9 protein-coding genes are annotated in these 13,058 nt (G+C 71.6%); 5 read left to right on the forward strand and 4 right to left on the reverse strand.

Going from position 1 to position 13,058, the window contains the following annotated elements; all coding sequences use genetic code 11:
* Window positions 1-143: 143 nt before the first annotated feature.
* The 4 genes from AB0P07_RS21875 to AB0P07_RS21890 all read left to right on the forward strand — a co-directional run bounded on the left by AB0P07_RS21875 (window position 144) and on the right by AB0P07_RS21890 (window position 4,835).
* Window positions 144-1,544, forward strand: coding sequence for a cation:dicarboxylase symporter family transporter (locus AB0P07_RS21875; protein ID WP_365552906.1), 1,401 nt, complete (start codon window positions 144-146; stop codon window positions 1,542-1,544).
* A gap of 160 nt (window positions 1,545-1,704) precedes the next feature.
* Window positions 1,705-2,103: a MerR family transcriptional regulator gene (locus AB0P07_RS21880; protein WP_365552908.1), complete on the forward strand. Its 399-nt coding sequence runs from the start codon at window positions 1,705-1,707 to the stop codon at window positions 2,101-2,103.
* Window positions 2,104-2,114: 11 nt separating this feature from the next.
* The gene (locus tag AB0P07_RS21885) at window positions 2,115-2,429 is read left to right on the forward strand and encodes a thioredoxin domain-containing protein (RefSeq protein ID WP_365552941.1); all 315 of its coding nucleotides are present in this window, start codon (window positions 2,115-2,117) and stop codon (window positions 2,427-2,429) included.
* 135 nt (window positions 2,430-2,564) lie between these two features.
* Window positions 2,565-4,835 (forward strand): ATP-dependent DNA helicase, encoded by a 2,271-nt coding sequence (locus tag AB0P07_RS21890; protein ID WP_365552910.1) that lies wholly within the window; start codon window positions 2,565-2,567, stop codon window positions 4,833-4,835.
* A gap of 46 nt (window positions 4,836-4,881) precedes the next feature.
* Here AB0P07_RS21890 and AB0P07_RS21895 read toward each other — a convergent pair whose 3' ends face one another.
* Window positions 4,882-5,862 (reverse strand): DUF5937 family protein, encoded by a 981-nt coding sequence (locus tag AB0P07_RS21895; RefSeq protein ID WP_365552911.1) that lies wholly within the window; start codon window positions 5,860-5,862, stop codon window positions 4,882-4,884.
* A gap of 194 nt (window positions 5,863-6,056) precedes the next feature.
* On the opposite strand from AB0P07_RS21895, the gene AB0P07_RS21900 reads away from it, so the two are divergent.
* A complete protein-coding gene (locus AB0P07_RS21900; protein WP_365552912.1) occupies window positions 6,057-7,694 on the forward strand; it encodes a hypothetical protein in 1,638 nt (545 codons plus the stop codon).
* 80 nt (window positions 7,695-7,774) lie between these two features.
* Here the strand turns inward: AB0P07_RS21900 and glgB are convergent, their stop codons facing one another.
* The 3 genes from glgB to treS all read right to left on the reverse strand — a co-directional run.
* Window positions 7,775-10,126 (reverse strand): 1,4-alpha-glucan branching enzyme, encoded by a 2,352-nt coding sequence (glgB, locus tag AB0P07_RS21905; protein ID WP_365552914.1) that lies wholly within the window; start codon window positions 10,124-10,126, stop codon window positions 7,775-7,777.
* 40 nt (window positions 10,127-10,166) lie between these two features.
* A complete protein-coding gene (locus tag AB0P07_RS21910; protein WP_365552916.1) occupies window positions 10,167-11,564 on the reverse strand; it encodes a maltokinase in 1,398 nt (465 codons plus the stop codon).
* A gap of 96 nt (window positions 11,565-11,660) precedes the next feature.
* Window positions 11,661-13,058 (reverse strand): maltose alpha-D-glucosyltransferase (treS, locus tag AB0P07_RS21915; RefSeq protein ID WP_365552918.1); only part of this gene is annotated, 1,398 nt, incomplete at its 5' end.

A 13,058-nucleotide genomic window follows, 5' to 3' on the forward strand; every position in this document is an offset into this window, starting at 1 on the left:
CCCTCTTGGCTGGATTGTGAACTAAATGAACGCAAGGGTGACCGCGCTCACACGCCGGGAGATAGTCACCGCATCCCCGATACACACCCCGGACGTGAGCCGCACGCCGGTGAGTTCCGACGACGTCGTCAAGGAGGGCAGCCGTGACCAGCAACGCCGCTACCGCACCGGCCGCACCCAAAGCCAAGCGGGACCGCACGCACTATCTGTACATCGCCGTGATCATCGCGGTCGCCCTCGGTATCGCCGTCGGTCTGATCGCGCCGGACTTCGCCACCGAGCTGAAGCCGCTCGGCACCGGCTTCGTGAGCCTGATCAAGATGATGATCTCGCCGATCATCTTCTGCACGATCGTGCTGGGCATCGGTTCGGTCCGCAAGGCCGCCAAGGTCGGCGCGGTCGGCGGTATCGCCCTGGGCTACTTCTTCGTGATGTCCCTGGTGGCGCTCGCCATCGGCCTGATCGTCGGCAACATCCTGGACCCGGGCACGGGCCTCGCCGTCACCGACGCCGTCAAGGACACCGGCCAGGCACAGGTCGACGCGGAGGCCAAGGGCACCGTCGACTTCCTGCTGGGCATCATCCCGACGACGCTGGTCTCCGCGTTCACCGCGGGCGAGGTCCTGCAGACCCTGCTGGTCGCCCTGCTCTGCGGCTTCGCCCTGCAGGCCATGGGCAAGGCCGGACAGCCCGTCCTGCGCGGTGTCGAGCACATCCAGCGGCTGGTCTTCCGCGTCCTGGCGATGATCATGTGGGCGGCGCCGGTCGGCGCCTTCGGTGCCATCGCCGCCGTCACCGGCTCGGCCGGCGTCGACGCCCTCAAGAGCCTGGCCGTGCTGATGCTCGGCTTCTACGCGACGTGTGTCATCTTCCTCTTCCTGGTGCTCGGCACGGTGCTGCGCCTCGTCTCCGGGATCAACGTCCTTTCGCTCTTCAAGTACCTGGGCCGCGAGTTCCTGCTGATCCTGTCCACCTCCTCCTCGGAGTCGGCGCTGCCGCGCCTCATCGCGAAGATGGAGCACCTCGGAATCAGCAAGCCCGTGGTCGGCATCACCGTCCCGACCGGCTACTCGTTCAACCTCGACGGCACCATGATCTACATGACCATGGCCTCGCTGTTCATCTCCGACGCCATGGGTACGCCGATGTCGATCGGCGAGCAGATTCCCCTGCTGCTCTTCCTGCTGGTGGCCTCCAAGGGCGCCGCCGGTGTCTCCGGTGCCGGTCTGGCCACGCTGGCCGGCGGTCTGTCCTCGCACAAGCCCGCCCTGGTGGACGGCATCGGTCTGATCGTCGGCATCGACCGCTTCATGAGCGAGGCCCGCGCGCTGACCAACTTCGGCGGCAACGCGGTGGCCACCGTCCTGATCGGCACCTGGACCAAGGAGATCGACAAGGACCGGGTGAACGACGTCCTCGCCGGCCGGATCCCCTTCGACGAGAAGACCCTCCTGGACGACGCCCACGGCACCACCGACAGCGACGCCGAGGACACCCCGGACCTGCCCGAGCAGGGCGGCGAGAAGGAGCTGGCGCGGGCCTGAGGCCGTACGGCGCCCGCACACGCCGGGCGGCCGAGGGGCTCCCCCGTTGCTCGGTCGCCCGGTCCCCCGAAGAAGCCCCGCGCCTCCCCCCGGCGCGGGGCTTCCGCCTTCGCGGGCCCTCCTTGCCTTGACGTCCGCGTCAAGGCCTACGTTCGTCCCCATGCGAATCGGCGAGCTGGCCGCACGGGCCGGGACCACCACGCGGACGCTGCGGTACTACGAGTCGCGGGGGCTGCTGCCCGCGCGGCGCGGCGACAACGGCTACCGCACCTACGACGAGGACGACCTGAAGCTGCTGCGGCAGATCAGGACCCTCCAGGACTTCGGGTTCGACCTGGAGGAGACCCGTCCCTTCGTGGAGTGCCTGCGCGCCGGGCACCCCGAGGGCGACTCCTGCCCGGCGTCCCTGGTGGTCTACCGGCGCAAGCTGGCGGAGCTGGACACGCTGATCGAGCAGCTCTCGTCGGTGCGCGCGCAGGTCGCCGCACAGCTGACGCGGGCGGAGGCGGCGGTTCCGGGGGGTCCGGAGCCCAAGTGCGAACTGGGAGGACACGGATGACGAGCAACGGGGTGCCCGAGGTGACCGACGCGGATTTCGCGACGGAGGTGATCGGGTCGGACCTGCCCGTGCTGGTGGAGTTCACCGCCGACTGGTGCCCGCCGTGCCGGCAGATGGCGCCGGTGCTGGGCGCCCTCGCCGAGGAGGAGGGCGACCGGCTGCGGGTGGTGCAGCTGAACGTCGACCGGAACCCGGCGACCACGAACGCGTACAAGGTGTTGTCGATGCCGACGTTCCTGGTGTTCCGCGGGGGTGAGCCGGTGAAGTCGATGGTCGGCTCCCGGCCCAAGCGGCGGCTCCTGGAGGAACTGTCCGAGGTCGTCTGAGGCGGCTCCGACCGGTCGATCCGGCATACGAAAAAATCCCCTGAGCAATTGCGCTCGGGGGATTTCTCTGCGTATATTCGATGATTCGCGACTTCACGGGAATGATGTCGCGAAGAAGTTCAGTAGGGACAGTATATGCGGCCGGGAGTGGAATTGTCAAACACCGAATTTCCGGACGATGAATTGCGGCACGAGCAGGAATTCATCGACGGGCTGTACGCGCGCGTGGACGCCCTGCGCGGCGACGCCGAGGTCTCGGTGACCGAGGCGCTCGCGCAGGGCAACACCCCCCAGCAGGCCCGGCTGGAACGGGACATCCTGGTCGCCGAGCGCTCCGGGCTGCTCGCCGCGCTCAACGCGGTGGACGGCTCCCTGTGCTTCGGCCGGATCGACCTCACCTCCGGGGAGGGCCACCACATCGGTCGCATCGGCCTGCGCGCCGACGACGCCGAACGCACCCCCGTCCTCGTCGACTGGCGGGCCGGTGTCGCCCGCCCCTTCTACCTGGCCACCGGCCACACCCCGATGGGGCTGCGCCGCCGCCGGCACATCACCAGCGAGGGCCGCACGGTCACCGCGCTGCACGACGAGATCCTCGACCTCGGCGACGAGACCCGCACCGGCCACGAGGACCCCTCCGGAGACGCCGTGCTGCTGGCCGCGCTGAACTCGGCGCGTACCGGCCGCATGGGCGACATCGTGCAGACCATCCAGGCCGACCAGGACCGCATCATCCGCGCCCCGCACCGCGGCGTCCTCGTCGTCGAGGGCGGCCCCGGCACCGGCAAGACGGCCGTCGCGCTGCACCGCGCCGCCTACCTGCTCTACGAGCACCGCGAACTGCTCGCCAAGCGCGCCGTCCTCATCGTCGGCCCGAACCCGGCCTTCCTCGGCTACATCGGCGAGGTGCTGCCCTCGCTCGGCGAGACCGGCGTCCTCCTCGCCACCGTCGGCGAGCTGTTCCCCGGCGTGAAGGCCACCGCGACGGACACCCCGCAGGCGGCGGCCGTGAAGGGCCGGGCCGACATGGCCGACGTGCTCGCCGAGGCGGTCCGCGACCGGCAGGCGCTGCCCGACCCGGTGATCGCCATCGAGCACGACCGCGAGATCCTCATGCTCGACGACGACCTGGTCGCAGTCGCCCGCGAGCGCACCCGCGCCGCGAAGCTCCCGCACAACGCGGCCCGCGAGCACTTCGAGGGCCACATCCTCAACACCCTCACCGACATGGTCGCCGAACGCATCGGCACCGACCCCTACGACGGCACCAACCTCCTCGACCCCAGCGACATCACCCAGATCCGCGACGAACTCGCCGAGAACCCCGAGGTCTGGTCCGCCGTCGACCAGCTCTGGCCCCGGCTCACCCCGCACCGCCTGGTCGCCGACCTCCTCGCCGCCCCCGAGGCCTACCTGCCCGCCGAGGACGCCGCCGCCGTCCGCCGCCCGGTCACCCGGCACTGGACCGTCGCCGACGTGCCCCTGCTGGACGAGGCCGCCGAACTGCTCGGCGTGGACGACCGGGTGGCCCGCACCCGCGCCGAACGCGAGCGGGAGCAGCAGATCGCCTACGCGCAGGGCGTGCTCGACGTGTCGTACGCCTCCCGGACCTACGAGTTCGAGGACAAGGACGAGGACGACGCCGAGGTCCTGTCCGCCCACGACATCATCGACGCCGAGCGGTTCGCCGAACGCCAGGAGGAGGACGACCACCGCAGCGCCGCCGAACGCGCCGCGGCCGACCGCACCTGGGCCTTCGGGCACATCATCGTGGACGAGGCGCAGGAGCTGTCCCCGATGGCCTGGCGGCTGCTGATGCGCCGCTGCCCGACCCGTTCGATGACCCTGGTCGGCGACCCGGCGCAGACCGCCGAGGCGGCCGGCGTCGGCTCCTGGTCGAAGATCCTCGCCCCGTACGTCGAGGACCGCTGGGAGCACACCCGGCTCGGGGTCAACTACCGCACGCCGGCCGAGATCATGGACCTGGCGGCGGCGGTGGTCCGGGCCGAGGACCCGTCCTTCGCCCCGCCGAGTTCGGTTCGGTCCACCGGCGTACGGCCCTGGATCCGTGCCACCGCCGACCTCCCGGCCGCCGTCGCCGAAGCCGCCCGCGAGCTGACCCCCGAGGAGGGCCGCCTCGCGGTCATCGCCCCGCGCGAGCTGCACCGGGTGCTCGCACCCCGGCTCGACGGCGTGACCGCGGGCGCCGAGCCGGACCTCACCCACCGGGTCGTCCTGCTCGACCCGCGCCAGTCCAAGGGCCTGGAGTTCGACTCCGTCCTGGTCGTCGAGCCCGGCCGCTACGGCACCAGCGACCTGTACGTCGCCCTCACCCGCGCCACCCAGCACCTCGGCGTCCTGCACAGCGAGCCGCTGCCGAAGGGCCTGGTGGGCGCGGCCGGTTAGGTGGGTGGGGGAGGAGCGTGCCGCCGGGGACCGGCGGCACGCTCCGTCAGCTTCCCGTCGTCAGGGCGTCGCCCAGACCGGTTCGTTCGTAGAGGACCTGGTAGCCGTGCCGCCGCGCGGTGAGCAGGCCCGCCTCCCGCAGCAGGGTGAGGTGGGAGGAGACGGAGGACGGAGCGAGGTCCAGCTGCCGGGCCAGCCCGGTCGTGGTGGCCGGCGCGTCGAGCGCGGCGAGGACGGCCGCGCGCCCGCGTCCCAGCAGCCGGGTGAGGGCGGACCGCGCCGGTGTCGCCGCTTCGCTCCACAGGCTCGCGATGCCGCGTGCGGGGTAGACCAGTGTGGGTTGCCACGGCGCCTCGAAGGTGCTGATCACATGGGGCCAGACGAAGACGCTGGGCATGAGCACGAGGCCCTGCCCGCGCAGATGACGCTCGTGTTCGGTACGGCCCCGGACCGTGAGCGTGCCGGCCTGCCAGGTGCAGCGGTCGTCTATCTCCGGGAGCACTTCGCCGAGACCGTTCTCGGCGAGCCGGCGGGTGCGAAAGGCGATGTCGGCCTCCAGCAGCCCGCGCATCCGGGACCACTCCGGCTGGATGAGACGGGACCAGATCTGCTCCAGCACGTCGGAGACCTCGCGCAGCATGCGGGCGGGGTCCCGGAGCCAGCCCCGGTCCCGGGCGGCGGTGAGAGCGCGCGGGGTGGCCGCCAGTGAGCGGAGGGCGTCCTCCCGCGCGGTGAGTGGTTCGGTCGCACGCACCTGGGAGATCTCGTCCTCGAAGGTGGTCGCCGGGGTGGTGGGAGGCGGGCACAGCCAGCCGGGGGTCAGACCACGCTGCGGCATCAACAGCCACAACGGCGTCAGGTCCAGCGCGGCCGCCCGCCGGTAGGTGCGCCGCAGCCACTGCCGCTGGTAGGCCTGGCGGTCCGGCCGCTTGAGCATCTGGGCCGCCGCCTGGACCTCCCACAGAGCGGAGTGGGCGAACCGGCAGTTGAGGTAGTCGGCCCCGTCGAAGTGCAGTCGCGTCGGCATGGTCCCCCGTGGCTGATGCGTGGAGTGGTCCGGTTCGGTTGCTTCCCGTGCGCCTGCCTTGTCATGCATGAGTCAGATTGGCCGTTTCACCCCGCCCGGGATTCGCCCCGGCCCGAATCAGTTGGTGCGGCGGCCCCGCACGTCAAGACTCCTTCGGGTCCGCTCCTCCTGCGTGCACCACGAGAGGCTTCCGAATGAGGCGAGCATCACCCCGTCTGCGCCTGGCCGTCGGCACCGTGCTGACCGGAGCGCTGATGTCCATGGTCCTTCCGGCCGGTCGTCCAGCGGCCGCACCGGCAGCCGACGATCCCGTGCCGGTGCACCAAGGCGTGCCGGGCGACGGCTTCGACGACGAGCCTCCCGGCGAGCAGGACGACACGGTAGGTCCCGGCGGCACCTCGTCCGCCACCGTCCCCGCCCCGGCCGCCCCGGTCGCCGGCCGCCCGGGCGACTTCCGGCTGGCAGCCGGCTCCGACCTGTCCGGACTCGTGGAACAACTGGACGCGGCACTGCCCAAGCAAGGGCTGACCGCACTGATGGAACAGGCCAACCGCACCTCGGGCCGGGGCGCGGAGGACTGTGGTGAGACCGCCGTTCACGGCAGCGATCTCCCGCTCTCCGACCGGGTGTGCTGGGCGAGCGACGACGCCACCTCCACGGAGTGGATCCCCCAGGCGATCACCGGTGTCTCCGACGCGCAGGAGGACGAGGACTGGGGTACCTCCGACTCCGATCCCGTCGCGGTCGGTTCCTACGACGACAAAAACCCCGGGCGAAGCGACTACAGCGCGGGCCGGGACAGCTGCGTACGCCCGATCGCGTCGGACGCCTGCAACGAGAAGGGTGTCCGTGTCACCTTCTTCAACCAGGCAACCAAGAAGTACCGCCACGTGCTGCTGGTCTGGCCTTTCATCAACTTCTACGACCACATATCCTTCGACGCCCTGCACGCGCGCGAGGGCGTCTGCTACGAGGTCGTGACCGAGGACTGCGCCGCGCAGAACGGCATCCACGCCGGCGGCATGGTCTGGTACGGCAACTACCTGTACGTGGCCGACACCGCCAACGGCATCCGCGTCTTCGACCTGCGCCGCATCATGGACCTCAACCCGGACAACGACTCCGCGACCCAGGACGAGATGCAGGACGGCCTGCCCAGCGACCTGACGGACAAGAAGCGCAGCGGTCGGCAGAACAACGTCTGGTACGCCTACGGCTACCGCTACGTCATGCCCCAGGTCGCGACACTCAAGTTCACGGCGGCCAGGCACCCCGGTGAGGTCTCCGAGAACCAGTGCTACTCGACCAAGCGCCCCAAGGCGTCCTACCTCTCCCTCGACCGCACCGGCACCGACCACATGGTGCTGGGCGAGTACTGCAACACGAACGCCGGCGGTGACAGCAACGGCCGGGTCGCCACCTACCCCATGGCGGCGCTCGTCGCGGCCGTCGAGGGCCCGCCGGGCACGGTCGCCGACGCCGACGCCGCGTACGGCCTGCCGACCGGCGGGTCCTTCGACGGCGAGCCGCTGTGGCACAAGATCCAGGGCGCGCTGCGGTACGAGGGGCGGTGGTACTTCCACCGGAGCAACGCCTACGGCAACGGCCGCCTCCTCCAGGCCACGGCCGCAGGTGGGGAACTGGTCGGAAACCCCAAGACGCTGCAGAGCGCGATCGGTCCGGAGGACCTGTACCTGGCGCACGGCAGGGGGGACGGCTTCGCCCCCCGCCTGTGGTCGCTGAGCGAGCACGCGCCGAGCGCCTGCGGTTCCTGCGAGCGCGAGCTGTTCAGCTATCCCATGAGCGACGTGGTCAGTGGCTTCGGCTCCTGACCTGCCGGAGGCCCTGGGGGAGGGCCTCGCACGGGGGGAGCGGGGTCCCCGGTCGCCGCTGGCGGCCGGGGACCCCGCCGTCAGGCCGGGCGCAGCCACACCGTGGCCAGGGGCGGCAGGGTCAGCCGGATGCTCGCCGGCCGGCCGTGCCACCCCTGCGGTTCCGGCTTGACCGGGTGCGGGTTGCCCACGTCGCCGCCGCCGTACCGGGCGGAGTCGGTGTTGAGCACCTCGTGCCAGGCCGGGACCTCGTCGGGGACGCCGAGGCGGTAGTCGGAGCGGACCACCGGGGCGAAGTTCGACACCGCCAGCAGCGGGGTGCCGTCGGCGTCGAGGCGCAGGAACGCGACGACGTCGTCCTCGGCCGCGTCGCCGACCACCCACGCGAAGCCGGAGGGGTGGGTGTCGCGCCGCCACAGTGCCGGCGTGGCCCGGTAGACGGTGTTCAGATCCCGGACCAGGTCGCGCACGCCCCGGTGGTCCGCCGCCGCGCCGTACTCCGGGTCGAGCAGCCACCAGTCCGGGCCGTGCGCCTCCGACCACTCCGCGCCCTGGGCGAACTCCTGCCCCATGAAGAGGAGTTGCTTGCCGGGGTGGGCCCACATCCAGCCCAGGTACGCGCGCTCGTTCGCCCGCTGCTGCCACCAGTCGCCGGGCATCTTGGAGACCAGGGACCTCTTGCCGTGCACCACCTCGTCGTGCGAGATGGGCAGCACGTAGTTCTCGCTGTAGGCGTACACCATGGAGAAGGTCAGCTCCCCGTGGTGGTACTTGCGGTGCACCGGCTCGCGGCCCATGTACTCCAGCGAGTCGTGCATCCAGCCCATGTTCCACTTCAGGCCGAAGCCCAGCCCGCCGAAGCCGCTCGGGCCCTTGTGGTGCGTGGCCCGCGTCACCCCGTCCCAGGCCGTCGACTCCTCCGCCACGGTCACGACGCCGGGCACCCGCCGGTACACCGTCGCGTTCATCTCCTGCAGGAACGCCACCGCGTCCAGGTTCTCCCGGCCGCCGTGCTCGTTCGGCGTCCACCGGCCCGGCTCGCGCGAGTAGTCCAGGTAGAGCATCGAGGCGACCGCGTCCACGCGCAGCCCGTCGATGTGGAACTCCTCGCACCAGTACACGGCGTTGGCGACCAGGAAGTTGCGCACCTCCCGGCGCCCGAAGTCGAACTCCAGCGTGCCCCAGTCCGGATGCGCCGCCCGCAGCGGGTCGGAGTGCTCGTACAGCGGGCGCCCGTCGAACTCGGCCAGCGCCCAGTCGTCGCGCGGGAAGTGCGCCGGCACCCAGTCCATCAGCACACCGATGCCGGCTTGGTGCAGCCGGTCCACCAGGTACTTGAAGTCGTCCGGGGCGCCGAGCCGGGCCGTGGGCGCGTAGAAACCGGTGACCTGGTAGCCCCAGGAGCCGCCGAAGGGGTGTTCGGCGACCGGCATCAGCTCGACGTGCGTGAAGCCCAGGTCGGCGACGTAGGCCGGGAGCTGCTCCGCCAGCTCGCGGTAGGTCAGCCCGGGGCGCCAGGAGGGCAGGTGGACCTCGTACACCGACATCGGCGTCTCGTGCGCGGGCGCGTCCGCGCGGTGGGCCAGCCATTCCGCGTCGCCCCAGGCGTAGTCCGAGGCGTGCACGACGGAGGAGGTGGCCGGCGGGACCTCCGTACGGCGGGCCAGCGGGTCGGCGCGGAAGGTGCGCGAACCGTCGGGCCGGGTGATCTCGAACTTGTACAGCTCGCCCGCGCCGACGCCGGGCAGGAACAGCTCCCACACCCCCGTCGTGCCGAGGGAGCGCATCGGGTGGGCGGTGCCGTCCCAGAAGTTGAAGCCGCCGGCCACCCGCACCCCGCGCGCGTTCGGCGCCCACACCGCGAACCGGGTGCCCGCCACCCCGTCGTGCGTGGTCGGGTGCGCGCCGAGCGCCCGCCACAGCTGCTCGTGCCGGCCCTCACCGATCAGGTGCAGGTCCAGCTCGCCCAGGGTGGGCAGGAAGCGGTACGAGTCCTCGACCTCGTGCTCCGTCCCGTCGTACGCCACCAGGAGCCGGTGGGCCGGGACCTCCTTCAGCGGCGCGAGCCCGGAGAAGAACCCGTCCCCGTCGTCGTGCAGCTCGACCCGCAGCTCCCCGGCGAGCACGGTCACCGCGCGGGCGTACGGCCGCAGCGCCCGGAACGCGACCCCGCCGGGCACCCGGTGGGCGCCGAGCACCGCGTGCGGATCGTGGTGCGTGCCGGCGAGCAGCCGCTCCCGGTCGGCGGCGTCCGGGGCGGGGGAGCCGGCGACGGCCGTCCCGGGGGGGCCGGCGGTCACCTTCCGGGGCGCCTTCTTCTTCGCGGCGGCCTTGGCGGGCCCCTTCCCGGAACCGGAACCGGAACCGGCCGTCTTCTTCTTCCCGGTCGTCTTCTTCGGGTCGGGGCCGCTGGACGAGGGGCGGGGGGTCACGGGAGGAGCCTCCTGGGCGGGACGGGGGCGGGCGGGGGCGTCATGCGGGTTCGGGCACGGACAGGCGGCGCACCGCCGCCAGGGGCACCTCGAGCCAGTCGGGACGGTGCCGGGCCTCGTACAGGACCTCGTAGACCGCCTTGTCCGTCTCGTAGGCGCGCAGCAGCACCGGGTCGGTGCGCGGGTCGTGGCCGGCGGCCTCCGCGTACCCGGTGCAGTACGCGGCCCGGCAGGACTCGGCCCAGCCCGGCACGCGTACGTCGGCCGAGTGCGCGGCGTATTCGAAGGAGCGCAGCATCCCCGCGACGTCCCGCACGGCCGGCTGCGGCAGCCGCCGCTCGGCCAGGGGCTTCGCGGGCTCACCCTCGAAGTCGATCAGCGACCACTCCCCGTCGGGCGAGCGCAGGCACTGGCCGAGGTGCAGGTCGCCGTGGACCCGCTGGGCGGTCCAGGTGGTGCCCTCGGCGGCCAGGTCGGCCAGCGCCGTGAACGCGGTCCGCAGCGCGGGCGCGTACGGCCTGAGCAGGGGCACGGCCCGCGCGGCCTCCTCCAGCCGTCCGGTCATGCCCTCGGCGAGCTGCCGCACCCGGGCGTGGCCGAGGGTGACGGTCGGCAGTGCGCGGGCCAGCGCGGTGTGCACCTCGGCGGTGGCCCGCCCGAGCGCCCGCGCCTCGGCGACGAAGTCCTCGCCCTTGGCGAGTTCGCGCAGCGCCAGCTCCCAGCCGTCGGTCGCACCCTGCAGATAGGGCTGGAGCACGCCCAGCACCCAGGACCGGCCGGCCAGGTCCGCCGCCATCCACCCGGCCGGGGCCGGCACCCGGGGGCAGCCCTCCCGGGCCAGGGCCAGCGGCAGCTCCAGGTCGGGATTGACGCCGGGCACGATCCGCCGCAGCACCTTGAGGATGAACGTATCTCCGTACACGACCGACGAGTTGGACTGCTCGGCGGTCATCAGCCGCGGCACCAGCCCCGCGCGGATGGCGTCGTCGTCCGGTGCCCGCTCGAAGCGGAGCCCTCCGATGCGGGCCCGGGTGCGCAGCGCCTCCAGCAGGACCTCGGCGGGGCGGGTGTCGTACAGGGCGTCGTAGGCGGTGCGGTCGGCCGCCGGGCCCTCGGTCACGTGGCCGATCAGCGCGGGCGCGAGCCGGGGCGGCAGCGCCTCGCGGGTGCCGATCAGGAGCTGGTAGCAGTCGCCGGGCTGCTGGGCCGCGCCCCCGGCCGGTGCCTGCTGCTGGTGGGCGCGGACCAGGACGTGGTGGAGGCCGAGGCGGGAGTCGGCGGGGAGCAGTTCGGTCGCGGCGACCAGCGAGAAGCCGGTCACCGGACGCCCCTTGCCGGCGAACCAGCGCTGCCGCGGGAGCCACTCCCGCAGCAGTGGGTCGAGGGACGCCAGGAGGCCCGGCGGGCTCGAGACGGTGCGTATGACGGCTTCCGACATGGCGTGGCGTCCTTTCCCCGGAGACTCGGGGTGGTTACTGATGCGTGCCCCGGGCGGAACGGTGGAAACCGCCCCGCCCGGGGACGGGGCCGGTGGCTAGACGGCGTCCTTGCGGAGCCGGAACCAGTAGAAGCCGTGCCCGCCGAGGGTCAGCAGGTACGGCAGGTCACCCACCGCCGGGAAGCGGACCCCGCCGAACAGCTCGACCGGGTGGCGTCCGCCGAAGGCACTGAGGTCCAGCTCCGTGGGCTGCGCGAACCGCGAGAAGTTGTGGACGCACAGCACCAGGTCGTCCCCGTACTCGCGCAGGAACGCCAGGACCGCCGGGTTGGACGAGGGCAGCTCGGTGTAGGTGCCGAGGCCGAAGGCGGGGTTCTGCTTGCGGATCTCGATCATGCGCCGGGTCCAGTGCAGCAGGGACGAGGGCGAGGCCATGGACGCCTCGACGTTGGTCACCTGGAAGCCGTAGACGGGGTCCATGATCGTGGGCAGGAAGAGGCGGCCCGGGTCGGACGAGGAGAAGCCCGCGTTCCGGTCGGGCGTCCACTGCATGGGCGTGCGCACGGCGTCGCGGTCGCCGAGCCAGATGTTGTCGCCCATGCCGATCTCGTCGCCGTAGTACAGGATCGGCGAGCCGGGCAGGGACAGCAGCAGGGCCGTGAACAGCTCGATCTGATTGCGGTCGTTGTCGAGGAGCGGGGCCAGCCGCCGCCGGATGCCGATGTTGGCGCGCATCCGCGGGTCCTTGGCGTACTCCGCGTACATGTAGTCGCGCTCTTCGTCGGTGACCATTTCGAGGGTCAGCTCGTCGTGGTTGCGCAGGAAGATGCCCCACTGGCAGCCCGACGGGATGGCCGGGGTCTTGGCGAGGATTTCCGAGACCGGGTAGCGGGACTCCCTTCTGACCGCCATGAAGATGCGCGGCATCACGGGGAAGTGGAACGCCATGTGGCACTCGTCGCCGCCCGCCGCGTAGTCGCCGAAGTAGTCGACGACGTCCTCCGGCCACTGGTTGGCCTCCGCCAGCACCACCGTGTCCGGATACTGCGCGTCGATCTCCTTGCGCACCCGCTTCAGGAAGTCGTGCGTGCGCGGCAGGTTCTCGCAGTTGGTGCCCTCCTCCTGGTAGAGGTACGGCACCGCGTCCAGTCGGAATCCGTCGATGCCCAGGTCCAGCCAGAACTTCAGCGCGGAGATCATCTCCTCCTGCACGGCCGGGTTCTCGTAGTTGAGGTCCGGCTGGTGGGAGAAGAAGCGGTGCCAGTAGTACTGCTTGCGCACCGGGTCGTAGGTCCAGTTGGACGCCTCGGTGTCGACGAAGATGATCCGCGCGTCCTGGAACTGCTTGTCGTCGTCGGCCCAGACGTAGTAGTCGCCGTAGGGGCCTTCCGGATTTCTCCGGGACTCCTGGAACCACGGGTGCTGGTCGCTGGTGTGGTTCATGACGAAGTCGATGATCACGCGCATGCCGCGCTGGTGCGCCGCGTCCACGAA

The organism is Streptomyces sp. NPDC085944, from assembly GCF_040686295.1.
Taxonomy (GTDB): Bacteria; Actinomycetota; Actinomycetes; order Streptomycetales; family Streptomycetaceae; genus Streptomyces; species Streptomyces salinarius.